The sequence below is a fragment of the Pseudodonghicola flavimaris genome (genome assembly GCF_030164425.1).
GTDB lineage: Bacteria > Pseudomonadota > Alphaproteobacteria > Rhodobacterales > Rhodobacteraceae > Pseudodonghicola > Pseudodonghicola flavimaris.
The window spans coordinates 192943-217675 of the sequence record NZ_JASNJD010000006.1; the positions used below are offsets into that span (position 1 = coordinate 192943).

At 66.2% G+C, this 24733-nt stretch carries 23 protein-coding genes and 2 tRNA genes; 10 read left to right on the forward strand and 15 right to left on the reverse strand.

The genetic code is table 11. From position 1 onward, the window contains the following. Positions 1 to 127 precede the first annotated feature (127 nt). The 3 genes from QO033_RS10355 to QO033_RS10365 all read left to right on the forward strand — a co-directional run bounded on the left by QO033_RS10355 (position 128) and on the right by QO033_RS10365 (position 1579). Positions 128 to 1276 (forward strand): Hint domain-containing protein, encoded by a 1149-nt coding sequence (locus QO033_RS10355; protein ID WP_284480889.1) that lies wholly within the window; start codon positions 128 to 130, stop codon positions 1274 to 1276. A 126-nt stretch (positions 1277 to 1402) separates the two neighbouring features. Then, positions 1403 to 1477 (forward strand) — tRNA-Gly (locus QO033_RS10360). 27 nt (positions 1478 to 1504) lie between these two features. After that, positions 1505 to 1579, forward strand: a tRNA-Gly gene (locus QO033_RS10365). A 121-nt stretch (positions 1580 to 1700) separates the two neighbouring features. Here the strand turns inward: QO033_RS10365 and QO033_RS10370 are convergent. Continuing rightward, complete coding sequence (locus QO033_RS10370; RefSeq protein WP_284480890.1) at positions 1701 to 3062, reverse strand: MATE family efflux transporter; 1362 nt, start codon at positions 3060 to 3062, stop codon at positions 1701 to 1703. An 81-nt stretch (positions 3063 to 3143) separates the two neighbouring features. After that, positions 3144 to 4160, reverse strand: a complete 1017-nt coding sequence (gene ppk2, locus QO033_RS10375; protein WP_284480891.1) for a polyphosphate kinase 2 — start codon at positions 4158 to 4160, stop codon at positions 3144 to 3146. Between the two features lie 137 nt (positions 4161 to 4297). Between ppk2 and QO033_RS10380 the strand changes: the two genes are divergently transcribed. The 3 genes from QO033_RS10380 (at position 4298) to QO033_RS10390 (ending at position 7670) form a co-directional block, all read left to right on the forward strand. Then, the gene (locus QO033_RS10380; protein ID WP_284480892.1) at positions 4298 to 5179 is read left to right on the forward strand and encodes an alpha/beta fold hydrolase; all 882 of its coding nucleotides are present in this window, start codon (positions 4298 to 4300) and stop codon (positions 5177 to 5179) included. A gap of 80 nt (positions 5180 to 5259) precedes the next feature. After that, the gene (gene parE, locus QO033_RS10385) at positions 5260 to 7218 is read left to right on the forward strand and encodes a DNA topoisomerase IV subunit B (RefSeq protein ID WP_284480893.1); all 1959 of its coding nucleotides are present in this window, start codon (positions 5260 to 5262) and stop codon (positions 7216 to 7218) included. Then, positions 7215 to 7670 (forward strand): hypothetical protein, encoded by a 456-nt coding sequence (locus tag QO033_RS10390; RefSeq protein ID WP_284480894.1) that lies wholly within the window; start codon positions 7215 to 7217, stop codon positions 7668 to 7670. Before parE ends, QO033_RS10390 begins: the two co-directional genes overlap by 4 nt. 148 nt (positions 7671 to 7818) lie before the next feature. Here QO033_RS10390 and QO033_RS10395 read toward each other — a convergent pair whose 3' ends face one another. The 7 genes from QO033_RS10395 to QO033_RS10425 all read right to left on the reverse strand — a co-directional run bounded on the left by QO033_RS10395 (position 7819) and on the right by QO033_RS10425 (position 14528). Continuing rightward, entirely contained in the window at positions 7819 to 9090 is a 1272-nt protein-coding gene (locus QO033_RS10395; protein ID WP_284480895.1) for a peptidoglycan-binding domain-containing protein, read from the reverse strand. A 216-nt stretch (positions 9091 to 9306) separates the two neighbouring features. Beyond that, positions 9307 to 10332 (reverse strand): GGDEF domain-containing protein, encoded by a 1026-nt coding sequence (locus QO033_RS10400; RefSeq protein WP_284480896.1) that lies wholly within the window; start codon positions 10330 to 10332, stop codon positions 9307 to 9309. Then, on the reverse strand, positions 10329 to 10916 hold the full coding sequence (locus QO033_RS10405; RefSeq protein ID WP_284480897.1) for a heme NO-binding domain-containing protein: 588 nt from the start codon (positions 10914 to 10916) through the stop codon (positions 10329 to 10331). The genes QO033_RS10400 and QO033_RS10405 overlap by 4 nt, the downstream gene beginning before the upstream one ends. 153 nt (positions 10917 to 11069) lie before the next feature. Continuing rightward, complete coding sequence (locus QO033_RS10410; RefSeq protein ID WP_284480898.1) at positions 11070 to 12629, reverse strand: trimethylamine methyltransferase family protein; 1560 nt, start codon at positions 12627 to 12629, stop codon at positions 11070 to 11072. Between the two features lie 99 nt (positions 12630 to 12728). Continuing rightward, a complete protein-coding gene (locus QO033_RS10415; protein ID WP_284480899.1) occupies positions 12729 to 13448 on the reverse strand; it encodes an HAD family hydrolase in 720 nt (239 codons plus the stop codon). 38 nt (positions 13449 to 13486) lie between these two features. Then, positions 13487 to 13771 carry a DUF3572 domain-containing protein gene (locus tag QO033_RS10420; protein WP_284480900.1) on the reverse strand — a complete coding sequence of 95 codons (285 nt, stop codon included), beginning with the start codon at positions 13769 to 13771 and terminating at the stop codon, positions 13487 to 13489. Between the two features lie 109 nt (positions 13772 to 13880). Next, a complete protein-coding gene (locus tag QO033_RS10425; RefSeq protein ID WP_284480901.1) occupies positions 13881 to 14528 on the reverse strand; it encodes a sulfotransferase family protein in 648 nt (215 codons plus the stop codon). A gap of 159 nt (positions 14529 to 14687) precedes the next feature. Here QO033_RS10425 and QO033_RS10430 point away from each other — a divergent pair, with 159 nt between their 5' ends. Then, complete coding sequence (locus tag QO033_RS10430) at positions 14688 to 16313, forward strand: AMP-binding protein (RefSeq protein WP_284480902.1); 1626 nt, start codon at positions 14688 to 14690, stop codon at positions 16311 to 16313. Positions 16314 to 16411: 98 nt separating this feature from the next. Here QO033_RS10430 and proS read toward each other — a convergent pair whose 3' ends face one another. Next, positions 16412 to 17806 (reverse strand): proline--tRNA ligase, encoded by a 1395-nt coding sequence (proS, locus tag QO033_RS10435; RefSeq protein ID WP_284480903.1) that lies wholly within the window; start codon positions 17804 to 17806, stop codon positions 16412 to 16414. 182 nt (positions 17807 to 17988) lie between these two features. On the opposite strand from proS, the gene QO033_RS10440 reads away from it, so the two are divergent. The 3 genes from QO033_RS10440 to QO033_RS10450 are packed head-to-tail and all read left to right on the forward strand — an operon-like array spanning position 17989 to position 21374. Continuing rightward, the gene (locus QO033_RS10440; RefSeq protein ID WP_284480904.1) at positions 17989 to 19062 is read left to right on the forward strand and encodes an AI-2E family transporter; all 1074 of its coding nucleotides are present in this window, start codon (positions 17989 to 17991) and stop codon (positions 19060 to 19062) included. 1 nt (position 19063) lies between these two features. Continuing rightward, positions 19064 to 19780: a P-loop NTPase family protein gene (locus QO033_RS10445; protein ID WP_284480905.1), complete on the forward strand. Its 717-nt coding sequence runs from the start codon at positions 19064 to 19066 to the stop codon at positions 19778 to 19780. A 49-nt stretch (positions 19781 to 19829) separates the two neighbouring features. Beyond that, positions 19830 to 21374, forward strand: a complete 1545-nt coding sequence (locus tag QO033_RS10450) for a Ppx/GppA family phosphatase (protein WP_284480906.1) — start codon at positions 19830 to 19832, stop codon at positions 21372 to 21374. A 35-nt stretch (positions 21375 to 21409) separates the two neighbouring features. Here QO033_RS10450 and QO033_RS10455 read toward each other — a convergent pair whose 3' ends face one another. From QO033_RS10455 to QO033_RS10475, 5 genes are read right to left on the reverse strand one after another with little or no spacing between them, the layout of a single operon-like run. After that, the gene (locus tag QO033_RS10455) at positions 21410 to 21805 is read right to left on the reverse strand and encodes a hypothetical protein (RefSeq protein ID WP_284480907.1); all 396 of its coding nucleotides are present in this window, start codon (positions 21803 to 21805) and stop codon (positions 21410 to 21412) included. Positions 21806 to 21843: 38 nt separating this feature from the next. Beyond that, positions 21844 to 22857 carry an endonuclease/exonuclease/phosphatase family protein gene (locus QO033_RS10460; RefSeq protein WP_284480908.1) on the reverse strand — a complete coding sequence of 338 codons (1014 nt, stop codon included), beginning with the start codon at positions 22855 to 22857 and terminating at the stop codon, positions 21844 to 21846. 1 nt (position 22858) lies between these two features. Then, entirely contained in the window at positions 22859 to 23545 is a 687-nt protein-coding gene (locus QO033_RS10465; protein ID WP_284480909.1) for a molecular chaperone DjiA, read from the reverse strand. Between the two features lie 42 nt (positions 23546 to 23587). Then, positions 23588 to 24091 (reverse strand): GNAT family N-acetyltransferase, encoded by a 504-nt coding sequence (locus QO033_RS10470; RefSeq protein ID WP_284480910.1) that lies wholly within the window; start codon positions 24089 to 24091, stop codon positions 23588 to 23590. After that, a complete protein-coding gene (locus tag QO033_RS10475; RefSeq protein ID WP_284480911.1) occupies positions 24088 to 24699 on the reverse strand; it encodes a VOC family protein in 612 nt (203 codons plus the stop codon). Before QO033_RS10475 ends, QO033_RS10470 begins: the two co-directional genes overlap by 4 nt. Positions 24700 to 24733 lie beyond the last annotated feature (34 nt).

Below are 24733 nucleotides of genomic sequence, written 5' to 3' on the forward strand. Positions count from 1 at the left end.
AGATTTTGCATAATTTATCTTTCCCATAACAATTGAACGGAAAGATTTTTCGGATTCTATAAGCCCGAGCCGGGGCGCACACCGTACCGTGTGGGCGGCGGACGCCTGTTCGGCGGGAAAGGACGTCATGTCGACCTATACGATCACGCTCATTCCGTTGTCGGAGCTGAGCTTCATCGGACAGACACCGTCGAGCTATCAGTTTCAGTCCGGCTCCGGGTCCGGCTGGAACTGGGGCACATATAAATTCACCTATTCCAACGCCGATCTGGTCGATATCGCAGTGTCCGATGACGACGACAGGCTGCAGGACGACCCCGCCAACCCGGAGTGGAGCGGTGGCGATTTCACCGCCCACAGCCAGGTGATCGGCGACACTGTCACCGTGGCCGGCACCACCTATGGCGCCGGTCTGCGGATCGAGGACGAATACGAACTCTGGGTCCGCGATCAGGACGGCACGCTTTATCGTCTGGTGGCGGTCAGCGTCGACGACGACCCGAGCAATCCCTACTCCGGCAATACGGTGATCGGATTTACCTTCGATGGCGACTGGCCGGAGGACGGCACCAAGCTGACCATCGTCCGCGGCTCGGGCGAGGACGGCCAGGAAATGGGCGCGCCGGTCTGTTTCACCGGCGGGACCCTGATCGCGACGCTGCGCGGCGAGGTCCCGGTGGAGGAGCTGCAGACGGGCGACCGGGTGCTGACGCTGGACAATGGACCGCGGCCGCTGCGCCTGATCGTGTCGCGCCGGCTGGATGCCGCGGCGCTGCAGCGGGCGCCAAAGCTGCGACCGGTGCGGATCGCCGCCGGCGCGCTCGGCCCCCGGGTCCCGCGTGAGGATCTGCTGGTCTCGCAACAACACCGCATGCTGGTGTCCTCGCGCATCGCGCTGCGGATGTTCGACGCGGCAGAGGTGCTGGTGGCGGCCAAGCATCTGATCGGCGCACCGGGGATCACCCTGGCCCGCGACCTGCCGGAGGTGACCTATTACCACTTCCTCTTCGATCAGCATCAGATCGTCAGCGCCAATGGCGCGCTCAGCGAATCCCTGTTCACCGGGCCGGAGGCGCTGAAGACCATCGCGCCTGAGGGCCGCGAAGAGATATTGGCACTGTTTCCCGAGCTTCTGGATCACCCCGGCCTGCGGCCGGTGCCGGCACGGCTGATGATCAAGGGCAAGGACGCCAAGGCGATGACCGCGCGCCACCGCAAGCACCGGCGGCCGTTTCTGGAACCCCTGCCCCCGACCGCGGAGCCCGCCCGCGCCTGACCGCAGGCCGCGACACCCGGCCGGGAATTTCGCCCTCCGACGGCCGGTTCAAAAATCCGGTCGTCGGGTGCATTTTCCTCTTGCAGCCTCAGCCGGATGTTTATATCTCACGCCTCACTCAAGGACGCGGGCGTAGCTCAGGGGTAGAGCACAACCTTGCCAAGGTTGGGGTCGTGAGTTCGAATCTCATCGCCCGCTCCAGAGAGTATCAAAGACCTACCCAAGGATGCGGGCGTAGCTCAGGGGTAGAGCACAACCTTGCCAAGGTTGGGGTCGTGAGTTCGAATCTCATCGCCCGCTCCAAAATATATCAAGACAGCAGAACAGATTGCCGGACCCGACAGGGGTCCGGGCTGTCTTGTGCCAGCTCTATGGCGCCGATCCCTTCCCCCCCTCCGGCGCTGAGAACCGGCGCCGCGGCCATCTAGACCGCGGCCGCGACCCGGCGCAGCCCCTGGCGCCAGAACCGCAGCATCAGCAGCACCGCCGCGCAGGCCAGCCCCGCCACCAGCCCCAGCCAGATGCCGATGCCGCCCATTCCGAAGGTGAAGCCCAGCAGATAGGAGGCCGGCAGCCCCACCGCCCAGTAGGACAGCGCCGCGATCACCATCGGCATGCTGGTGTCCTGCACCCCGTGCAGCAGCCCCAGTGCCACCACCTGGCCGCCATCGACCAGCTGAAACAGCGCCGCCGCCGCCAGCAACCCGACGCCGATGGCCAGGATCTCCGCCCGCTGCGGATCGTGCGGGTCCAGGAAGAGCGCAATCAGCCCCTCGGGCCAGAGCAGGAACAGCGCGCTGGCCAGCAGCGCCAGCGCCAGCGATATCGCCACCACCACCGCCGCGCCCCGCGCCATATGCGCCCGGTCGCCCCGGCCATAGGCATTGCCGGCCCGCACCGTCGCCGCGTTGCTGAGCCCCATATGCACCATGAAGGTGGCCGAGCTGAGCTGCAGCGCGATGCCATGCGCCGCCAGCGGCACCGTGCCCAGCCAGCCCATCATCAGCGAGGAGGCGGTGAACAGCGTCACTTCGCTGAGGCTGGTCAGCCCGATCGGCACCCCCAGCCGGAAGACCTGGGCGAACATCTCCCAATCGGGGCGCCAGAAGCGGCGGAACAGCTCCTGTTCCGGCAGCGCGCGCAACACATAGACCCAGACCGCGAGCAGAGAGATCGCCTGCGTCACCAGAGAGGCCAGCGCCGCCCCGCGAATGCCCAGCGCCGGCAATCCGCCGTGACCGAAGATCAGCAAGTAATTCGCCCCGGCGTTGATTACCGCCGCCAGCACCGTGATCCACAGAACCACCTGCGTGCGCTCCAGCGCCGCGAGATAGGATTTCAGCACCACCACAAGCAGCGCCGGAAACAGGCCCCAGCCCGAAATCCGCAGATAATGCGCCGCATCGGCGGAGACCTCCGCCGCCTGCCCCATGGACCGCAGGATCGGCTCCGCCCACCACAGCAACGGCATCGCGATGGCAGCGAAGAGCAGCGACAGCCACAGCCCCATGCGGGTGGCCCGCCGGGCGCTGACCTCGTCGCCCTCGGCCACCGCGGCGGCGACCATCGGCATCACCGCCCAGCCGAAGCCGGCGCCGGTCAGGAACAGCACGAAGAAATATCCCGCCGCCAGCGTCACCGCCGCCAGCGCCTCGACCCCGTACCAGCCCAGCATCACACTGTCGGTCAGGCCGATGGCGAACTGGGCCAGATGGCCGCCCACCAGCGGCAGCCCCAGCGCCAGCAGCGCCCGGGCGTGGCCGGCATATGTCATCCTCTGCGTCATGCCACAGGCCTTAGGGGCGCCTCCCCCGCAAGGCAAGAGGCCGGCGCCCGGCTCTGGCCGGCCTGTGACCTTCCTGTGACCTTAACGCGACCGCTGCTGATCCGGGTGCAGCGCGGTTCCCAGCATGTGGTCCGATTTGTGGATGACGTGATGCGCCTGCCCGACGATCAGGGGATCGGGGCTGCCCACCAGTTCGACGTCCTTGTCGGGGTAATCAACCGAGGCCAGGAAATGCCGCATGCAGTTCAGCCGGGCGCGTTTCTTGTCGTTGGATTTGACGATGGTCCAAGGCGCATCGGCGGTGTCAGTGTAGAAGAACATCGCCTCTTTCGCCTCGGTGTAATCGTCCCACTTGTCCAGAGAGGCCTTGTCGATCGGCGACAGCTTCCACTGTTTCAGCGGGTCGGTTTCCCGCGATTTGAAGCGCCGCATCTGCTCGTCCCGGGTGACCGAGAACCAGTATTTGTAAAGCCGCACACCGGAGCGCACCAGCATCCGCTCCAGCTCCGGGGTCTGGCGCATGAACTCAAGATATTCGTTCGGCGTGCAGAAGCCCATCACCCGCTCGACCCCGGCGCGGTTGTACCAGGACCGGTCGTAGAACACCATTTCCCCGCTGGTCGGCAGCTCCTGGATATAGCGCTGAAAGAACCATTGCCCCTTCTCTTCCCAGGTCGGCTTGTTCAGCGCCACCACCCGGGAAGAGCGGGGATTGAGATGCTCCATGAACCGCTTGATGGTGCCACCCTTGCCGGCGGCATCGCGTCCCTCGAACAGCAGCACGAATTTCTCGCCGGTCTCCTGCGCCCAGAGCTGCACCTTCAGCAGTTCAGCCTGCAGCATGGCCTTCTCCGCCTCATAGACACGGCGGCCCATCTTGCGGCGATAGGGATAGCGCCCGGTTTCGAAAGCGCGGCGCACCTCCTCGCGGGTGGGCACCGGATGCGACAGTGGACGCGTGGGCGCGGCCCCGGGCGTCTCCTCCGGCGCGGCGGCTTCTGCGGGCGCCGAGGGCGAGGCGGTAGGCGTGGCGGCGGGCGGCGTGGCGGCCTCGGCAGGGGTCGGCGCCTCAGTGGCGGCGGCGGAGGGGACAGTCATGGCGATCTCCTGGCTGTTGACGGGACTTATGTTAGCCCTAACGGCGGCGCCTGACCTTGATCACTGTCAAGAAACTGTCACAAACCCTCCTCCGCATTCCCTGTTGCCCGCCGATCCGGCAGCGCTAGAGTGGATGCATGTATACCGAGACCGTCGATCTGAACGGGCATCCGTTCTTTCTCCGCCACTGGGGCAACCCGGAGAACCCACCGCTTTTGCTGCTGCACGGCTTTCCCGAATATGGCGGCGCCTGGTCCGATCTGGCGCCGCTGCTGGCCGAGCGGTTTCACTGTATCGCCCCCGACCAGCGTGGCTATGGCCAGAGCTGGGCACCCGATGACATCGGCGCCTATCGCGGCTCGGAACTGGTCGGCGACATGGCTGCACTGATCGCGCATCTTGGCGGCGGCCCCCTGACCGTGATGGGCCATGACTGGGGCGCCGCCGTGGCCTATGGGCTGGCGATGTTCCACCCGGAACTGGTCAGCCGCCTGATCATCGCCAATGGCGTCCACCCGGTGCCGTTCCAGCGCGCCCTGGCCGAGGGAGGCGCCCAGGCGGAAGCCTCGCAATATATCCTGTCGCTGCGCCGCGAGGGGTCCGAGGACCGGCTGGCCGCCAATGACTTCGCCAGGATGAAGGAGCTCTTCCTCGCCAAGATGGACCATGGCTGGATGACGCCAGCGAAACTGGCGGAATACACCGCAGAATGGTCCCGCCCCGGCCGCCTGAAGACAATGATCCACTGGTATCGCGCCTCTCCCCTGAAGGTGGCGAAACCCGGAGAACCGATCACCGACCTGCCGGAGCTGCCGAAGGAGCGGCTGATGGTGCGTTGCCCGCATCTGCTGCTCTGGGGGCTGGGCGACACCGCGCTGCTGCCCGCCGCGACCGAAGGGCTTGAGGATTTCGCCCCCGACCTGACCCGGATCAGCTTCAACGGGGCCGACCACTGGCTCTGCCACCAGATCCCTGCCCTGCTGGCGCGCAGCATCCTGGAATGGTGCGACCGGCCCTGAGCGAACCGCGGGGGGCCACTTCCCCCCGCCCCGCCGCTCTGGCATACTGGCCCCCAACCAAGACAAAAGAGCAGCCGAGCATGCCTGACGACCTCCTCACCGGGACCGACGCCTCCACCTATGACGCCTCCTCCATCGAAGTGCTGGAAGGGCTCGAACCCGTTCGTAAACGCCCCGGCATGTATATCGGCGGCACCGACGAACGCGCGCTGCACCATATGGTGGCCGAAGTGCTCGATAACTCGATGGACGAGGCCGTCGCCGGCCACGCCAACCGGATCGAGGTGGAGCTGCACGAGGATTATTCCATCACCATCCGGGACAACGGCCGCGGTATCCCGATCGACCCGCACCCGAAGTTTCCCGGCAAATCGGCGCTGGAGGTGATCCTTTGCACCCTGCACGCCGGCGGCAAATTCTCCGGCAAGGCCTATCAGACCTCCGGTGGTCTGCACGGGGTCGGTGCCTCGGTGGTCAACGCGCTGTCCGATCTGATGATCGTTCAGGTGGCGCGCGACAAGACGCTCTATGAACAGCGATTCTCCCGTGGTATCCCGCAGGGGCCGGTGGAAAAGATCGGCGCGGCGCCGAACCGCCGCGGCACCACCGTCACCTTCCACGCCGATCCGGAGATTTTCGGCTCGCACCGGTTCAAGCCGGCGCGGCTGTTCAAATCCATCCGCTCCAAGGCCTATCTGTTCTCCGGCGTCGAAATCCGCTGGAAATCCGCCATCGACGACGGCGACACCCCGACCGAGGCGAGCTTTCATTTCCCCGGCGGTCTGGCCGATTACCTGAAAGAGACGCTGAACGGCGTCTCCACCTATGCCGATCAGCCGTTTTCCGGCACCGTCGAGTTTCAGGAACGCTTCGGCACCCCCGGCAAGGTGGAATGGGCGATCAACTGGACGCCGTCGCGCGACGGTTTCATCCAGTCCTATTGTAACACCGTGCCGACGCCGGAGGGCGGCACCCACGAGGCCGGCTTCTGGGCGGCGATCCTCAAGGGCATCCGCGCCTATGGCGAGCTGGTGAACAACCGCAAGGCCAAGGAGATCACCCGCGACGACCTGACCACGGGCGGCTGCGCGCTGGTCTCCTGCTTCATCCGCGAGCCGGAGTTCGTCGGCCAGACCAAGGACCGGCTGGCCACGGTCGAGGCGCAGCGGCTGGTGGAGAACGCCGTGCGCGACCACTTCGACAACTGGCTGGCCGCCGACACCAAATCCGCCGGCGCCATCCTGGATTTCCTGATCCTGCGGGCGGAGGAACGGCTGCGGCGCAAGCAGGAAAAGGAAACCCAGCGCAAGACCGCCACCAAGAAGCTGCGCCTGCCCGGCAAGCTGGTCGATTGTTCCGCCACCAACCGCGACGGCACCGAATTGTTCATCGTCGAGGGTGACTCGGCCGGCGGCTCTGCCAAGATGGCGCGCGACCGCAAGACCCAGGCGCTGCTGCCCTTGCGCGGCAAGATCCTGAACGTACTGGGTGCCGCCAGCTCCAAGCTGGGCCAGAACCAGGAGATCAACGACCTGAGCCAGGCGCTCGGCGTCGGACTGGGCACCAAGTTCAACATCGACGATCTGCGCTACGACAAGATCATCATCATGACCGACGCCGATGTCGACGGGGCGCATATCGCCTCGCTGCTGATGACCTTCTTCTTCACCCAGATGCGGCCGATGATTGACAGCGGCCACCTCTATCTGGCCTGCCCGCCGCTGTTCCGCCTGACCCAGGGGGCCAAACGGGTCTATTGCCTGGACGAGGCCGAACGCGATGCCTGGCTGGAAAAGGGCCTGGGCGGCAAGGGCAAGATCGACGTCAGCCGGTTCAAGGGTCTGGGCGAGATGGACGCCAAGGACCTGAAGGAAACCACCATGGACCCGAAGTCGCGCAAGCTGATCCGGGTCACCATCGACGAGGACGAACCCGGAGAGACCGGCGATCTGGTGGAACGGCTGATGGGCAAGAAGCCCGAGCTGCGGTTCCAGTACATCCAGGAGAACGCGCGGTTCGTCGAGGAGCTGGATGTGTGAGTGATTGCGGCCTGCACTGGACAGAGTACTTTAAAGCGCTTGGCCCCACCCTTATTGCAATATTTGTTGCGTATGTCGCTTACCAGCAGTGGCAAGTGAACAGGGCTACGCTGAGAGAAAAACTCTTCAACCGTCGTTTTGCGGTATTCAAGGCTACACAGGCCTTCCTCTCTACAGTCCTGAAGGATGGACACGTCTCGAACGACGCCCTGCTGGGATTTCACGAGCCCCCGCAACTGGCGCGCTTTCTTTTCGACCGCGAGTTGTCGGATTACTTGGGCAATATTCGTACGAAGGCCTTAGAAGCACGTATGTTTGCACGCAAAGCCGAAGCCGATCACAACACTGATGCTCTGGAACGCGAAGCAGAATCTCTGATCTGGCTTAACGATCAGATCCCGGCCATCTTCGAAAAGTTCGAACCATGGCTGGGTTTTAAGAAACATCGGTAGAGCCATTGGCCCGGCTACCGCGCCCTCCCTCGGGGGGCGTGTCGGGCGCGTGCCCAAATCTGCGATTTGGGCATTGGGAACCTACCTCCAAACAGCAAAAGGCCCGCCCCCACAGGGGACGGGCCTTTCTTCAATCCCTATCTAAGGCTCAGTTGCCCGAGGCGGTCGGGAAAACCGGCACGGCGCTGCCGCCGGCGGCTTTCAGTACCGCGATCCGCTCCTGTGTCTGGCCCAGCACCGGCGCGGCGCCGGACGCCGCGGCGGCGAGCGCCACCTGCATCCAGCTCGACGCCACCTGCGGCGAGGCCGGCGCTGTTCCGAAGCCTTCGCGCAGTTGGTGGCTGACCATCTCGCCATAGCCGCCCTGCCCCGCCGCCGCCAGCAGCACGGCCGAGGCCAGCGCCATCTCCGGATCATCGGCGCGGTAGCCGGCCCCCAGGCAGACCTTGCCGCCCGAAATCAGCTGCGCCATCGGCTGGCCAGAGGCCTCCAGAAACCCTTTGGTCCCGGCCATCACCTGCGCCGCCGGGGCGCTGTCGATCGCGGCAATCTGCGGCGCGATGGCCTGGGTCAGCCCTTCGCATTGCGCCTCGATCTGATCGCGGGTCATATTCGGGATCGTCGCCTCGATCCGGGCGCCATCGGACATCGCCTGGGTCCGCGCCAGGCAGAACTGTTCGTTCAGGGCGACGCCGGTATCGGCGATCTGGCCGGCCATGCTCAGCCCGCCATTGGCGGCGCTGCGCACATTGACCTGATCGCAGTGATCCCGCATCGACACCTCCTGCGCCTGAAAGCCGAAGCTGGGCAGCGCGCCGGTATCGGCCCGCGCGGTAACCGGTTCCGGCTGGGTCGCCACTGGCGCGACCGGGGCCGGCATCGGCGCCGGGGCCGGGGTCACTGCCATCTGCGGCTGCTGTGTCTGCATCTGCGGCGTGGCGATGCCCAGCTGTTCGTTGCGGTAGGTCCGCAGCAGCCCGGGATAGCCCTGCGTGGCCACGATCTGATTGTAGGGGGCCATATGCGAACTGGCCTGCGAACGCTGGTAGCTGCCCAGCAGGAAATCCTGTTCATGCTGATCGAGATAGCCGTCAACGACATAGCCCATATCGGCCTGATAACGACGAATGCCGGACCGGCTGTTGCGGCCCAGAACCCCGTCCGGCGTGCCGACATGATAGCCGAAATAGTTCAGCGCCATCTGCACCTGACGGTTGGTTTCCCGCTGCGAGGAGGAGACGGTGCTGCGCTGCACGGTGGTGGTCTTGCGCTGCTTGTTCTTGTTCATCTCGTTGACGATGATGCCGCCCAGAATCGCCCCGCCGATCAGAGAGGCCGCATCATTGGCCTGAGCGCGGCCGGCGGCCGCGACAATCATGCTGGCCGCCGCCAGCGATGCACAAAGATTACGTTTCAACATCTTATGTCCTCACCCAAAAATGCGACCGGGCTTGCCGGCGACTGCGGCCCCGAGCTGGCGCAAAATGCGCCGCCGACACCGCCGAGAGGTTCTGAATAAACCAATCAACACTCACAGAAGTGTGACCAAGACGCAGGTGTCCTGTCAAGCGCCGGCGCCCTCACCGCGCTCCGGCGGCCCGGTCCCGCCGAACCGGCGCGGGCCCGTCAGCAGGTTTCAGCCGGTGCGGGCGCGGCTCTGGGCCAGGTCTGTGGGGAATTCCGTCACATCCATGCCGCGGCTGTAGAACCGCATTCCGGCCCGGCCGCCCCGCTTTGCCGCATAGAGCGCCATATCGGCCTGATTGAGCAGTTCCAGCGGATCGCAATCGGGCATCTCGGTCGAGATCGCGATGCCGATACTGGCCGAGATACGGCAGCTCTGGCCGTGAAACCGCATCGGCTGCTCCAGCCGGTCGATCAGCCGCCGCGCGATCCGCTGCAGTCGCGGTCGGTCGGTCAGGTGATCGAAGACGATCACGAATTCGTCGCCGCCGGCCCGGGCCACGGTATCTTCGCGCCGGGTTTCCTCGACCAGCACCCGGGCCACCTGCTGCAGCACGTAATCGCCGGCCGCATGGCCCAGCGTGTCGTTCACCTGCTTGAAGAAATCCAGATCGATATGCATCAGCGCATAGGGCATGCCGCCGCCAGCCTTGCGGGCCAGCACATGTTCCATCGCGCGGCGGTTCTTCAGGCCGGTCAGCGTGTCGGTAAAGGCCTGTTCCTCGGCCGAGATCTTGGCCGCCTGCAGCCGCAGGTTCAGCTGCCGCGACGCCTCCATCGCCACCGAATTCGCTTCCGCCAGATAGAGCAGTTCGATCGCCGGGTCGGTGGAGGAGAAATCAGCGCTGGTGAGGTGATAATCGCGCACCGCCTCGACCACCGAAATCCCGAAGGACAGCTTGACCACCGCGCCGCCGGTCATACCGACGATCAGCCCCTTGAGGGCGGTGCGCGGCGCGGTGCGAAAACTGAGATTCAGCTTGCCACCCTTCGCCGCCAGCAGATCGGTGAACGCGCCGACACAGCGCGGTCGGGTCAGATCGAAGAGATCGAGGAACCGCTGCCCCTCCAGCACCTCGTCCGGGCGCAGTTTCTGCATGGTCGGACCGACATGGGTGACAACCCCGGATTCGTCCAACAGCATGTACATCGGGCAGAGCAGATTGAGCATCCGCAGCAGATCGTCGTTCTGAATCATCCCGCTCTCACTCCCAGTTCGAAGGCGCGCCCTTCGGCGAAAGCGGATTCGACCAGCAGGATCGCGATCACCTCCGCGCCGCCGCGCGCACCGGCATGTTCCAGCATGACCAGCGACCCGTAATCGTCCGCCATGGCCCGCAGAATGCCCATCATCACCCAGCCGAAGCCCGGCAGCCCCGGTTCGCAGGTCAGGCTGAACTGCCCCGGGCGGATTTCCCGCAGCTCCATCGCCGGCAGAACGAGGTCGTTCACCGCCAGCCGCGCCCGCCCCGGCAATTCGTCCAGCGAATAAAGGAAGTCGACATAGGTTTCGCCACCGAAACGCAACAGCCGGCGCAGCGCCTCCACTGCCGGATGCGACACCAGATAGGTGCCCAGATCCTCCAACACCTCGCTGCGGTCGCGCCGCAGTTCAACGCAGAGCGCATTGAGGACGTCGTCGGTCAGGTCGTCCTCATAGGTCAGCATCGCCTCGAAATCGGAAAACCCGAGTCCCGCCGCCTCCGTGACATTGCGCCAGCGATCTTCCCCATACGTATTGCAGACGAAGGATTGGATCGCCCTGTTGATCAAACCATGCATAAAAACCCCCAGGGTCAACACGGGTGTCACCATGCCCCAAAACTGATTAACAAACCCCGAACGGATCCCCAATTTCGTGGATGCGCGACCCGACGACGCAATTAAAAAACGCCCCTGCCCTACCAGCAGGGGCGCACATCGTGCGCGGATGTCTCAGAAATCGGTCGGCGCGCCACCCTCGGCCTTGCGGCGGGCGACGAAGTCGGCCAGCTCCTCGCGGATTGCCGGATCCATCGGCGGCGCCTCGAAACTATCGAGAATCGACTTGTAGAGCAGATGCGCCCGCTCCGGCGTCCAGATGCCGCCCGCTGCCTCCCAGCCCTCGAAGTTGCGCCAGTCGCTCAGGAACGGCTGGTAGAAGGCGGTGGAATAGCGCTGCTGGGTGTGTTCGATGCCGAAGAAATGCCCCTCGGTGCCGACCGACCGGATCGCGTCCACCGCGATTTCCTCGGGACCGGTGGCCCAGATTTCCGGCTGCATGTAGCGCTGGATCTGCTGCAGCACCTCGCAATCCATGATGAACTTCTCCGGGCTGGCGATCAGCCCGCCCTCCAGCCAGCCGGCGGCATGATAGACCATATGGGTGCCCGACTGCACCGCCGCCCAGAGGCTGTTGGAGGTCTCCCACATCGCCTGCCCGTCCGGCACATTCGCCGCGCAGACCCCGGAGGAGCGCAGCGGCAGCCCGTAGTAGCGCGCCATCTGCCCGGTCATCTGGGTGGCGCGCATGTATTCCGGCGTCCCGAAGGCCGGCGCCCCGGACTTCATGTCGACGTTCGAGGTGAAGGTGCCGATGATGCAGGGGCAGCCCGGCTGCACATACTGAAACAGCGCGATCGCGCTCAGCGCCTCGGCAAGGGACTGCGCCACCGCGCCCGCCATCGTCACCGGCGCCATCGCACCGGCCAGGGTGAAGGGGGTCACCGCCACCGCCTGCCCCCGCCGGATCAGCCGCAGGCAGCCGTCGATCATCGGCTGGTCGTGCTTCAACGGCGAGGTGGAGTTGATATTGGTATACATCCGCGGCGTCGCACGGAACTCTTCCTCGCTCAGGCCGCCGGCGATGCGCACCATCTCCATCACGTCCTCGACCCGCTCCTTGCCGAGACTGTAGGCGTGCATCACCTTGTCGGTCAGCGTCAGCTTGTCATAGAGCACATCCAGATGGCGGACGCTGGCATGGATATCCACCGGCTCCACCGGATAGCCGCCGGCGAAATGGATGCAGTTGAAATACTGCGTCAGCTTCAGCAGATCGGCGCATTTCTCACGCGTGCCGGGCACCTTGCGGCCGATCTCCATATCCCAATAGTTCGGCGGCGAGGACACGTTGCCGAACAGCATCGTATCGCCGCCGACGGTGATGGTATGGGCCGGGTTGCGCGGCGTCAGGGTGAATTGCGATGGCGCCCGGGCGACCATCTCCATCACGAAATCCCGGTCCATCCGAACGATATTGCCGTCGATGGCACAGCCGGCCTCGCGCAGGATTTCCAGCGCCTCCTCGTTCAGAAAGGCAATGCCGATCTCTTCGAGGATGCGCATGGCGCCGTCGTGGATCGCGGCGATGCCCTCCTCGGTCAGCGGCTCAACCGGGCGATCCCGGTTGACGGGCGGCGAAAACGGCATCTGTTCGATCACCGCCGGGCCGCGCCGGGCCGCTGCCCCGGCCCGCCCGCCACCGCGTTTCCTGCGTGTCGCTGTTTCCGCCATCGCACCCTCCGGCCTGAGCTCTGATCCCCAGCAGGCCCGAAAGACCGGCGATGTGCCGTTCAGTCCGCGACAGATTCTGTCGCTTTTCCGCTGTTCGTCTCAGCCCCGCGTGCCGAGCCGGGCGGTCAGCCAGTCCGGGATATGGCCGATGTCGGGGAACACCGCATCGGCGTGGGGGGCCAGTTCCTCCGGACCGGCAAGGCCGGTCAGCACCCCCAGCGTCGCCATGCCGGCGGCACGGCCGGCGATCAGATCGTGGGTGCTGTCGCCCACCATCGCCGCCCGTCCCGGCGCCACGCCCACCGCATCGCAGAAGGCCAGCAGAGGATCGGGCGCCGGCTTGGCGCCATAACCGCTGTCGAAGCCGGCAACGAAATCGAACCGGTCCAGCACCCCGGCGCCGCCCAGCTGGGCGCGGGCGCTGTATTCGGTGTCATTGGTCATCACCCCGAGATAAAGCCCCCGCGCCGCCAGCGCGTCCAGAAGCTCGGCCAGCGGCACCGCCGGCGACAGCGGCGCCTCTGCTGCGCTGACGCTCAGATGCCGTTCGATTTCAGCGAGATCGCGGCCGGGCAGCGCCGAGGCCAAGCATTCCGCCGCCTCGCGGTTGGTGCCGGCGATCACCGGGCTGTCGGGGTGATAGCTGCCGCTGTCCAGATCGAAATGCACCGCCGCAGCCAGCGCCTCCACCAGCGCCGGATCGCCGCCCGAGAGGTCGTCGATCACCCGCCGGGTCCAGACGTTCCAGGTGGCACCAAAGTCGAACAGCGTACCGTCCTTGTCGAAGAGAATGGCGTCGATCGGCATCTTGGTCTCCATGTCAGAAGCCCCGGGGGCTGAGGCGTCGGGCAAAACGGTCAGGTCCAATGCACCTGCGCGCCGCCGGGCAGCGCCGCGCGCGCCTGCATCGGATGTTCATATGGGGTGCCGGTGGCGTCACAAAAAGCCATGATCCAGGCATCGTCCATCATCAGGAAATCCAGCACTGCCGCCAGGAACACCGGATCTGTGGCCTGCGCCCTCAGTTCGTCCTGCCCGGCGCCGGTTGCCCCGAGAAAGACCGGCAACAGCTCTTCATTCGTGACCAGCCAGCCCAACGCCTGCAGCGCAAGCGTTTCGGCGGCATCGGCAGAGTAGCTCATCTTCAGGCCTGTCTCGGATGGGTGGTTATCTGGCGCCCAGATCTGCGCGATTTGGCCCGGCCCGTCAATCGAAAGCGGCGCCCCTGCCGCGTGGACCGGCGCCGCGCGGTTAACCGAAATCATAGCCGAACCGGGCGATGTCCTCGGCGCAGGCCTCGGCCACCGCGGCGGCGGCGGCAGGGGTATAGGCCTGCCGGTAATCCCCCTGCGGGCCGGAGCGGTTTTCATGCGGCAGCTCCAGCGCAAAGCCCAGCCGGTCGGTCAGCGGCCGGGCGTCCTGCGCAAAGGCCTCGATCCGGATGAAGGCATCGCAGTGTTCGCGCCCGTCGGAGCCGCGCATGTAGGAGCCGTAGGGATGGGCGCGAAAGGCGGCGCAGGTTTCCGGATGGGTGACGAACCCCTCGAAACTCTCGGCCCCGGCCAGCCGCACCGCCGGATGATCGAACCCCTGCAGCCGCAGCCAGCGATAGTAGCTGAGGGCGCGCGCCCAGGGATTGCGCACCAGGGTGAAGGCGAACAGCCCGTCCAGCACCGCCGCGGGCACCAGCCCCTCGATGTCGGCCAGCGTCGAATGTTTCCACAACCGGCCGCGCGCCGTCGCCCCGGTCAGCCGCCGCCGCCGCCGCCGTGCCTTGGGGGTGTCGCCCAGCATCAGATCGTCCTTCATCGCCCGCGCCTCCAGCGCCAGCGCCAGCGAGGTGCCGCCGGTCTTGGGAATGTGGATGAAGACGTAACCGCGCCCGGGGCTGAGGATCATGGGGCGCGAGGCTAGTGGATTTGCCCGCCGCGGCAAGAGGACACGGGCGACAGAATACATCCGTTGCGCGGCAAAGCGCGCAACGGGGTTTCCATTCCCCGCGCGCCGACGCAATATCCGGCCGCAAGCGAATTTCCCTGGCACGACGGAGGACTCTCTATGGGATGGATGGCGGATGAAACGGGACTGGAGAAATCGGCGGCGAACTACGTTCCGCTGACGCCGCTGTCACCGCTGCGGCGGGCCGCGCATGTCTTTGCCGAAGAGCTCGCCGTGGTCTACGGGACTCATCGCAAGACCTATGCCGAATATTACGACCGGGTCACCCGGCTGGCCTCGGCACTGGCCTCGATGGGGGTCAAACCCGGCGATGTGGTGGCGACGCTTCTGCCCAACATTCCCGCCCAGGCAGAGGCGCATTTCGGCGTGCCGGCCTGCGGTGCGGTGCTCAACACCATCAACACCCGGCTGGATGTCGGCACCGTGGCCTATATCTTCGATCACGGCCAAGCCAAGGTCGCGCTGGTCGACAGCCAGTTCATCGAGCTCGCCGAGGCCGCCTGCAGCCAGATGGAGGGTCACCCGCCGATCCTGATCGAGGTGCCCGATGTCGCCGCCGGCTTCCCCGCCAGCGGCCGCCACGCCACCTATGAGCGCACGCTCGGCAATGCCGAACACGATTTCGACTGGGTGCTGCCCGAGGACGAATGGGAAAGCATCGCGCTCAACTACACCTCCGGCACCACGGGCCGGCCCAAGGGCGTGGTCTATCACCACCGCGGCGCCTATCTGAACGCCATCGGCCAGGTGATCAGCTGGCGCATGGTGCTGCGGCCCAGATATCTGACCATCGTGCCGCTATTTCACTGCAACGGCTGGTGCCACACCTGGATGATGCCGATGCTGGGCGGCACACTGGTCTGCTGCCGTGACATCACCGCGCCGGCGATCTTCAACGCCATCGCGGATGAGGGGGTGACCCATTTCGGTGGCGCGCCGATCGTGCTGAACATGCTGGTCAACGCCCCCGAAGACCAGCGCCGCAGCTTCGATCACACCGTGGAGGTCTTCACCGCCGGCGCCCCGCCCGCCCCGGCGACACTGGCCAAGATCGAGCCGATGGGCTTTCACATCACCCAGGTCTACGGGCTGACCGAGACCTATGGGCCGGCCACCGAATGCACCTGGGGCGATCAGTGGGATCACCTGGTCGGCGACGACCGCGCCGCGATCAAGGCGCGCCAGGGGGTGGCGATGCCGGTCTTCGAGCATATCACCGTGATGGACGAGAAGATGACGCAGGTGCCGATGGACGGCGAGACCGCGGGCGAGATCATGATGCGCGGCAACGGGGTGATGAAGGGCTACTTCAAGAACCCGGAGGCCACCGCGGAGGCCTTTGCCGGCGGCTATTTCCACTCCGGCGATATCGCCGTGCAGCATCCCGACGGCTATATCCAGATCACCGACCGGGCCAAGGATGTCATCATCTCGGGCGGCGAGAACATCAGCTCGGTCGAGGTGGAAAGCGCGCTGATGGCGCATCCCGACGTCAGCCTGGTGGCCGTGGTCGCCAAGCCGGACGAGAAATGGGGCGAGGTGCCCTGCGCCTTCGTCGAGCTGAAGCCCGGCGCCGAAGCCGACGAGGCGGCGCTGATCGCCTTCTCACGCGAAACCCTGTCGGGCTTCAAGGCGCCGAAAAAGGTGGTGTTCCAGGAACTGCCGAAGACCTCGACCGGCAAGATCCAGAAGTTCGAACTGCGCAAGGTCGCCAAGGCGCTCTGACGCGAACCGCCGCCCGGGAGCTCTCCCGGGCGGCGGCCTGACGATGATCTGCGATGAGACCCGGGGCGCCGGGGTCTTCCCCGGCGCAGGTCTAGGCCTTAGAGCCAGGTGTGGAAGCTGCGCTTTTCCATCGGCTGCCAGTGCGGCGAGGCCTCCTGATGCGGCCGGTAGATCTCGGCCACCTTCTTGACCGCCTCTTCCGGGCTCAGCTCTTCGCTCTCGCCGGTGCGGCGGCAGGTCAGCTCCACCACCCCGTTTTTCAGACCGCGCGGCCCGACCGTGATCCGCCAGGGCAGACCGATCAGGTCCATGGTGGCGAATTTGCCGCCGGCGCGTTCGTTGCGGTCGTCGTAGAGCGGGTCGAGCCCAACCGCCGTCAGCGCAGCATAAATCTTGTCGCAGGCGGCATCGGCGGCGTCGTCGCCCTGCTTGAGGTTGACGATACCGCAGTGGAACGGCGTCACCCCTTCCGGCCAGATGATACCCTTGTCGTCGTGGCTGGCCTCGATGATGGCGCCGACCAGACGGCTCACCCCGATGCCGTGGCTGCCCATGTGCACCGGCACCGGCTTGCCGTCCGGCCCCTGCACGGTGGCGCCCATCGGCTCGGAATACTTGGTGCCGAAGTAGAAGATCTGCCCGACCTCGATCCCCCGGGCGGAGCGGCGGCGGTCTTCCGGGATCTCGTTGAACAGGGCCTCGTCATGGGTTTCGTCAGTGCGGGCGTAGAGCGCGGTGAACTCTTCCATGATCGCCTGGCACTGCGCCTTGTCGTCGTAATCGATATCCCGCTGACCGAGGCGGATATCGGTCACCGCGCTGTCGTAGAAGACCTCCGATTCGCCGGTGTCGGCGAGAACCAGGAACTCATGAGTGTCGTCGCCGCCGATCGGCCCGGAATCCGCCCGCATCGGGATCGCCTGCATCCCCATCCGCTCATAGGTGCGCAGGTAGCTGACCAGATGGCGGTTATAGGCGTGCAGCGCGTCTTCCTTGGTCAGGTCGAAGTTATAGCCGTCCTTCATGAAGAACTCGCGCCCGCGCATCACCCCGAACCGCGGCCGGATCTCGTCGCGGAACTTCCACTGGATGTGATAGAGCGTCAGCGGCAGGTCCTTGTAGCTGCTGACATGGCCGCGGAAGATGTCGGTGATCATCTCCTCGTTGGTCGGCCCGTAGAGCATATCGCGGCCATGGCGGTCGGTGATCCGCAGCATCTCCTCGCCGTAATCGTCGTAACGGCCCGATTCACGCCAGAGATCGGCCGATTGCAGCGTCGGCATCAGCAGCGGGATGTGACCGGCGCGCTGCTGTTCCTCGTGAACGATGTTCTCCAGCTTGCGCAGCACTTTGAACCCCAGCGGCAGCCAGGAATAGATCCCCGCGGCCTGCTGCTTGATCATGCCGGCCCGCAGCATGTAGCGGTGGCTGACGATCTGGGCCTCGGCGGGGTTTTCTTTCAGAACGGGCAGGAAATAGCGGCTCAGGCGCATGGGAGTTCCTTAGGATAACGCGTTTTCCCGGGTCTAGGACAATCCGCGCGGTCAGGCAATCGGCAAGGCATCGGCCCGCCGCCGCCCGGGCCCGGCAGCAGCATCCCGCGGCCGGCCAAGCCGGGCCTTGCAACGGCCCGCCCGATAGGCCACCAAGGACCGGGGTTAAGCAAGGAGCGCGCATGGCACTACCGGTACGGGATCAGCTCAGGTACTGGGGCTTCGCGCTCGCGGTCTTTGCCCTGATGCTGTGGTTTCTGGGCGATGTGCTGCTGCCCTTCGTGCTGGGCGGCGCGATCGCCTATTTCATCGATCCCGTCGCCGACCGGCTGGAACGCTGGGGCCTGTCCCGGCTGGCCGCCACCGCCGTCATCACCATCGTCGCGGTGCTTCTGTTCATCCTGATGCTGCTGCTGGTGATCCCGACGCTGATCGGTCAGCTACTGGATCTGGTGCAGCTGATGCCGCAGCTGTTCAAGGATCTGCGCAGCTTCGTCGACACCCGCTTTCCCACCCTGCTCGACAATCAGAGCCAGGTGCATCAGGCGCTGGCCTCGATCGGCGAGACGCTGAAATCGCGCGGGCTGGAACTGGTGCAAACCGTGCTCGGCTCGGCGATGAGTGCGCTGAACATGGTGCTGTTGCTGGTGATCGTGCCGGTGGTCTCGGTCTATCTGCTGCTGGACTGGGACCGCATGATCGCCGAGATCGACCTGCTGCTGCCGCGCGATCATGCGCCGGTGATCCGCCAGCTCGCCCGCGAGATCGACAAGACGCTGTCCTCCTTCGTGCGCGGCATGGGCACGGTCTGTCTGATCCTCGGCAGCTATTACGCGCTGGCGCTGATGCTGGTCGGGCTGCAGTTCGGCCTGGTGGTGGGGGCGATTGCCGGGCTGATCACCTTCATCCCCTATCTCGGCGCGCTGATCGGCGGTGCCCTGGCCATCGGGCTGGCGCTGTTCCAGTTCTGGGGCGACTGGCTGTCGATCGGTCTGGTCGCCGGCATCTTCGTCCTCGGCCAGGTGGCAGAGGGCAATTTCCTTACCCCCAAGCTGGTCGGCGGTTCGGTCGGGCTGCACCCGGTCTGGCTGCTGCTGGCACTGTCGGTCTTCGGCGCGCTCTTCGGCTTCGTCGGGATGCTGGTGGCGGTGCCGGTGGCCGCCGCGCTCGGGGTGCTGGCCCGCTTCGGCGTGCAGCAGTATCGCTACAGCCTGCTCTATCGCGGGCTGACCCACGGGGACCGGGACAGCGACTGAGATGGCCGAACAGCTGAGCTTCGATCTGCCGATCCGGCAGGCCCTGGGCCGCGAGGATTTCTTCGTCTCGCCCGCCAATGCGCTGGCCGTGGTCATGGTGGAAAGCCCGACCTGGCCCGGCGGCCGGCTGGTGCTCTCCGGACCGGAGGGTTCCGGCAAGACCCATCTGGCGCATGTCTGGGCCGGGCGCACCGGGGCCCGCATCCTCCGCGCCGCGGAGCTGCGCGACGATCAGGTGCCGGAGCTGGCCCAGGGTCCGCTGGTGGTCGAGGACGTGCCCGAGATCGCCCGCGACGACGCCGCGCAGCAAGCGCTGTTCCACCTCTACAACCTGATGATCGCCGGCGGCGTGCCGCTGCTGCTGACCGGGCGGCGCGACCCGGCGCTGTGGGACCTGAGCCTGCCCGACCTGCAGAGCCGGATGCAATCGGCCCAGCATGTGGCGCTGAACCCGCCGGACGACGCGCTGCTGGTCGCGGTGCTGACCAAGCTGTTCGCCGACCGCCAGCTGGCGCCGAAGCCCGATGTGATCCCCTATCTGGTTGCCCGGCTCGACCGGACCTTTGCCGCCGCCGGAGAGATGGTCGACCGGCTCGACCGCGCCGCGATGGCCGAGGGGCGAACCCTGACCCGCGCGCTCGCCGCGCGGTTGATGGGCACGCCGACGCTGGAGCTCGACGAACCGGAACAACCAGGTGACGGGCGCCAACGCGATTGACCCCGATGCCCCGATCCCGCATCCTCAGGACCACAGACCAGGGAAAGACATGACCCTCAGACCGGAACTCGAACACCCCGAGTGGGGGCCGTTCGGCCGCCCGTTGTTCAACGACCCCAGCGCCCGGGCGCTGTCGCGCGTCGGTGTCGTCGATGTGGGATCGAACTCTGTCCGGCTGGTCGTGTTCGACGGCGCCGCGCGGTCGCCGGCCTATTTCTACAACGAGAAGATCATGTGCGCGCTCGGCGCCGGCCTGTCCGACACCGGCCGGCTGAACCCCGAAGGCCGGCAGCGGGCGCTGAATGCGCTGCGTCGCTTCGAACATCTGGCCCGCGGCATGGATCTTCCGCCGCTGTCGGTGGTGGCCACCGCCGCCGTTCGCGACGCCGAGGACGGACCGGATTTCTGCGCCGAGGTGCTGCGCGAGACCGGGCTGAAGATCTGGGTCATCGACGGCGAGGAAGAGGCGAGGCTTTCCGCGCAAGGGGTGCTGCTGGGCTGGCCCGGCGCCTATGGGCTGATCTGCGATATCGGCGGTTCGTCGATGGAACTGGCCGAGATTTCCGGTGGGCAGGTCGGCCGCCGCGTGACCTCGCCGCTGGGGCCGCTGAAGCTGCGCGACGTCAAGGGCGGCCGCCGCGGCCGCAAGGCGCATATCAAGACCGTGCTAGAGGATCTCTCGGCCCGGATGGGGCCGCAGCGCGACCGGCTGTTCCTGGTCGGCGGCAGCTGGCGCGCCATCGCCCGGATCGACATGACCCGGCGCGGCTACCCGCTCAAGGTGCTGCACGAATACCGGATGACCACCCGATCGGTCCGGGAAACCGCCGCCTACATCGAACAGAGCGATCTCGACAGCCTGCGCGGTGAGGCCGGCGTCTCCTCCGCCCGGATGGCGCTGGTGCCCTATGCCATCGACGTGCTGAGCCGGCTGGTGCGCACCTTCAAACCCAAGGATATCGCGATCTCCAGCTACGGCATCCGCGAGGGGCTGCTCTATGAGCAGATGCCGCAGAAGCTGCGCGACCGCGACCCGCTGATCGAGGCCTGCTATTTCTCCGAGGCCAAGGACGCCCGCATGCCCGGTTTCGGCAAGACGCTGTTCCGTTTCGTCATGCCCTTGTTCCCGCGCGTGCCGCAAACCCAGATGCGGCTGATCAAGGCCGCCTGCCTGCTGCATGACGTCAGCTGGCGGGCACACCCCGATTACCGCGCCGATGTCTGCTTCGACCTGGCCACCCGCGCCAACATGGGCGGGATGAAGCATTCCGAGCGGGTCTTCGTCGGCCTGGCGCTGCAGCACCGCTATCGCAACAAGCGCGACGATGCCCGTTTCGGGGCGATGTACGGCCTGCTCGACGAAAAGCAGCAGAAACAGGCCGAGATCCTCGGCAAGGCGATGCGCTTCGGCGCGATGTTCGTGATGAAGGCCGATGCCGATATGGGCCAGCTGAACTGGCAACCCAACAAGAAGCGGCTGGAACTGATCCTGCCGCGCGAGGTGCAGCCGCTTTATGGCGAGGTGGCGCAGGCACGGCTGATGTCGCTGGCCCAGTCGCTGGGCGCGGAGGGCACCGTCAGCCTGCGCGACTGATCCCGGCGCCGCTCAGCCCCGCGCGCTCCCCCCGCTCAGATGTCGGTGCCGCCTTCGGGCAGCGCCTCATCCGCCGGCGCTTCACCCTCTGGCTGATCGGGGACCGGGTCGGGCCGGCGACGGATCAGGATATCGCCGTTCGGCAGCATTTCCGGCGGATAATAGCGGGTCCAGTCGCGGACCTCGTCCATCATCTCGGCCAGCGCCGGGCCCATTTCCTCCATGAAGGAGCGCATCGACGGCCCCGCCCGCTCGGCCCAGTCACGCAGGCTGTCTACGGTCGGCGCCATCTCCTGACGCAACCCGTCCATGAACAGCTGCAGCCCCTGCTCCATTTTCGAGGGGCCGGTGTCCTCCGTCTCCTCATCGGCGAAGGCAGCGGGGGCGGTCAGCAGGCCAGCGGCCAGCAGCAGGGAAAACACATATCTCATGCCGACAATATAGGCGGCCCGGGTGGCGGCGGTAAGACTCAGATATCGATATCCAGCGTCACCGGGAAATGGTCCGAGGCCGCCAGCAGGGCATCGCGCAGCTCCGGCATCGCCCAGCAGGTCAGATCCTCGAACGGATGCCAGATGCGCCAGGCCGGACGCCGCGCCATCAGGTCCTGAGACACCATGATGTAATCCAGCAGCGCATGCATGTAGCGGCCCCGCTCGCCCAGAAAGAACCGGGCGGTGGTGGGCAACGTGCGGGTGTGCGGCCGCAACGCGTCCCTTGCATGCGGGTCGGTCATATCCTCGCCCAGCAGGATTTCGACCGACGAGCGACCGAACAGGGTTTCGAAATCATCGAGCCCGGGACCGTCGTTCAGATCGCCCATCAGGATCACCGAGCGGCCCGCCGCCAGCAGCGCGTCGATCCGTTGCCGCAGCCAGATCGCCTGAGCCAGCTGCTTGCGCCGGTTGGAGATGGCGGTGCGCAGGGCCGCCTCGGCCGATTTCTCGCCATGCGGTGCCTTCGACTTCAGATGCGCTCCGATCAGCCGCAGCGACCGGCCCGCGCGCGTGGTCAGCTCCAGTTCCAGCGGCGGCTTGGAAAACCGCACCAGATCCTCGTTACCGTCGTTGTCGAGATCGATGCGGAACACCCCGTCGAATCGCGGCGCATCGGCGCTGCCCTTCTTGCCGGTCTCCGCCCCCTGCGGGTCATGCCGGGCGCTGACCACCTGGGGATCGTAGAGCAGGGCGATTTCCTGATGCGTCTCGTTGGCGAATCCCATCAGCGCCCGCGACTGACGCAGATCGAAGGCCTGCGCGAAACCCTCCAGCGCCTGCACCGTATCCTGACGCCGGCCGGTATTGGGCGCCTCGATCACCATGATCGCATCGGCGTTGAGCGCGGTGAAGACCTTACCCAAGGCCTCGGTCTGCTGCGCCCGGGTGATCCCCTCCCGCCCGGAGGGGCCGTCGTCCATGATCAGCCGGTCATTCTGGTCGAACAGGTTGGCGAACCATTCGACGTTATAGGTCGCGAGCCGCATCTCAACCGGTCTGCGCGCCGTGGCTGATCGTGTCCCAGGCGCGGTTGATATCGGCCAGCCGCCGTTCGGCCAGCCGGATCGCCTCCGGCGGCACGCCACGGGCGATCATCCGGTCGGGGTGACAGTCCCGCACCAGATTGCGGAAGGCGCGGCGGATCTCCGGCAGCGGCGTCTGCGGGGTCACGCCCAGGACCGTATAGGGGTCGGCCTCTGCCGAGGGCACGAAACGCGCCTTGAGCGCGCTGAACTGCGCCGGCGACAGGCCGAAAATCTCTGCCACGTCTTCGAGAAACTCATTCTCGCCGGGGTGAAAGAACCCGTCCGCCATGGCGATGTAGAAGAGCCCCTCCATAAGATCGCAGAGCGTGCGGCGATCGTCCTCGAACATCCTGGCGATGCGGCGGGCGTATTCCCGGTAGCCGGCGACATCGGTGCGGGCGAGGTTGAAGACCTTCGCCGCCCCGGCCTCGTCGTCGCGGGCGATCTGGAACACCTCGCGAAAGGCGGTCACCTCGTCGCGGGTCACCTGCCCGTCCGCCTTGGCCATCTTGGCGCCAAGCGCGATCACCGCAATGGCGAAAGCGACACTGCGCTGCGGCGGCGTGCGCAGGCGGTCGAAAACCTGGGCCAGGCTTTCGCCCTGCCTGAGCGCGGTGAGCGCATCGGATATCCGGGACCACAGAGACATGCGACCAGTTTATCGCGGCACCGCGGCGCTGTCAGGTGCGGCTTATGACGCGGGGCGCAGAATTTTCTGCATCAGCACCAGATCCAGCCACTCGCCGAATTTGAACCCGACCTCTGGCATGCGGCCGACCTCGACAAAGCCCAGGGCGGCGTGAAAGGCCAGCCCCATCGGGTTGCCGGCGCTGACACCCGCGACCAGCACATGAACGCCCCGGGCGCGGCCGATCTCTTCCAACCCGGCGATCAGGGCGCGGCCGGCCCCCTGCCCTCGCGCCTCCGGCGCCAGCTGGATGGTATGTTCCATGCTGTGCACATAACCGGCCCCGCCACGGAACTGGGTGTAGCTGGCAAAGCCCAGAACCCTGGAGCCTGTCCCGGTTTCCGCCTCAGCCACCAGAAAGGCCGGCGCCTTCGCGGCAATCTCCTCGGCCACGCCCTCGGGCGTTTTCTCGATCGAGTTGAAGGTAATCACCGTGTCGCGGATGATCGGATTGGCGATGGCACAGATCGCCGCGGCATCCGCCGCCGTTGCCGCCCGGACGATCATGCCAGCGTCCTGAGACCGTGCGGGGTGTCGATCTCAACGCTGAGCGCCGGCGCGCCCGGTTCGAAGACCACCCGCGCATCGCGGAAATGCGGCGCCAGCATCGCCGCCAGCGCCGATGCCTCGGGATGGCTGACGATCAGCCGCCTCAGCGCGCAGCCCGACGGCGGCAGCACGGTGGCGGGATGCACCTCGCAGTTCCACTCGATCAGCGAAGGAAAGAGATTGTCGAAGGGCAGCTTGCCATCCGCCGGCACCGCCTTGCGCCAGCGCAGGTCGCCCCGCGTCAGGGACACCGGATCGCCCACCTCGATCGGCAGCGCCGCCAGCAGCGCATCCAGATCCTCGCTGGCGCAGATCCAGTTGGTTGGCCGTGCCCGGCCCGAGAAGCTGTCCAGATCGAACCAGCGCGGCCGCTCCGGCGCCGGGCGCGACGGATCGGCGGCGATCGCCTCCAGATAGAGCCCGTCGGCCAGGCCGAGCAGCTTGTTATGAGTGATGAAAACGTCGTGCTGACCGCCCTGCAGCATCGGCACCCCCAGCGCCGCCTCGACCGCCGCAGCGGCCTCTTCCAGGGTTTCACCGGATACGGCGATGTGATCGAGCAGCATATGGGGACTCCCTTTCATCCGTCGGCCGGACGCT

Bases quoted from the DNA above. Each gene is read 5' to 3' on its own strand.
- proS (WP_284480903.1), bottom strand. From the start codon at position 17,806: ATGCGCCTGAGCCGCTATTTCCTGCCCGTTCTGAAAGAAAACCCCGCC.
- QO033_RS10470 (WP_284480910.1), bottom strand. From the start codon at position 24,091: ATGATCGTCCGGGCGGCAACGGCGGCGGATGCCGCGGCGATCTGTGCC.
- QO033_RS10395 (WP_284480895.1), bottom strand. From the start codon at position 9,090: ATGTTGAAACGTAATCTTTGTGCATCGCTGGCGGCGGCCAGCATGATT.
- QO033_RS10425 (WP_284480901.1), bottom strand. From the start codon at position 14,528: ATGATCCTCAGCCCCGGGCGCGGTTACGTCTTCATCCACATTCCCAAG.
- QO033_RS10410 (WP_284480898.1), bottom strand. From the start codon at position 12,629: ATGGCGGAAACAGCGACACGCAGGAAACGCGGTGGCGGGCGGGCCGGG.
- QO033_RS10380 (WP_284480892.1), top strand. From the start codon at position 4,298: ATGTATACCGAGACCGTCGATCTGAACGGGCATCCGTTCTTTCTCCGC.
- QO033_RS10440 (WP_284480904.1), top strand. From the start codon at position 17,989: ATGGCACTACCGGTACGGGATCAGCTCAGGTACTGGGGCTTCGCGCTC.
- parE (WP_284480893.1), top strand. From the start codon at position 5,260: ATGCCTGACGACCTCCTCACCGGGACCGACGCCTCCACCTATGACGCC.
- QO033_RS10430 (WP_284480902.1), top strand. From the start codon at position 14,688: ATGGGATGGATGGCGGATGAAACGGGACTGGAGAAATCGGCGGCGAAC.
- QO033_RS10450 (WP_284480906.1), top strand. From the start codon at position 19,830: ATGACCCTCAGACCGGAACTCGAACACCCCGAGTGGGGGCCGTTCGGC.
- QO033_RS10420 (WP_284480900.1), bottom strand. From the start codon at position 13,771: ATGAGCTACTCTGCCGATGCCGCCGAAACGCTTGCGCTGCAGGCGTTG.
- QO033_RS10370 (WP_284480890.1), bottom strand. From the start codon at position 3,062: ATGACGCAGAGGATGACATATGCCGGCCACGCCCGGGCGCTGCTGGCG.
- QO033_RS10445 (WP_284480905.1), top strand. From the start codon at position 19,064: ATGGCCGAACAGCTGAGCTTCGATCTGCCGATCCGGCAGGCCCTGGGC.
- ppk2 (WP_284480891.1), bottom strand. From the start codon at position 4,160: ATGACTGTCCCCTCCGCCGCCGCCACTGAGGCGCCGACCCCTGCCGAG.
- QO033_RS10460 (WP_284480908.1), bottom strand. From the start codon at position 22,857: ATGCGGCTCGCGACCTATAACGTCGAATGGTTCGCCAACCTGTTCGAC.
- QO033_RS10475 (WP_284480911.1), bottom strand. From the start codon at position 24,699: ATGCTGCTCGATCACATCGCCGTATCCGGTGAAACCCTGGAAGAGGCC.
- QO033_RS10405 (WP_284480897.1), bottom strand. From the start codon at position 10,916: ATGCATGGTTTGATCAACAGGGCGATCCAATCCTTCGTCTGCAATACG.
- QO033_RS10400 (WP_284480896.1), bottom strand. From the start codon at position 10,332: ATGATTCAGAACGACGATCTGCTGCGGATGCTCAATCTGCTCTGCCCG.
- QO033_RS10465 (WP_284480909.1), bottom strand. From the start codon at position 23,545: ATGTCTCTGTGGTCCCGGATATCCGATGCGCTCACCGCGCTCAGGCAG.
- QO033_RS10455 (WP_284480907.1), bottom strand. From the start codon at position 21,805: ATGAGATATGTGTTTTCCCTGCTGCTGGCCGCTGGCCTGCTGACCGCC.
- QO033_RS10355 (WP_284480889.1), top strand. From the start codon at position 128: ATGTCGACCTATACGATCACGCTCATTCCGTTGTCGGAGCTGAGCTTC.
- QO033_RS10415 (WP_284480899.1), bottom strand. From the start codon at position 13,448: ATGGAGACCAAGATGCCGATCGACGCCATTCTCTTCGACAAGGACGGT.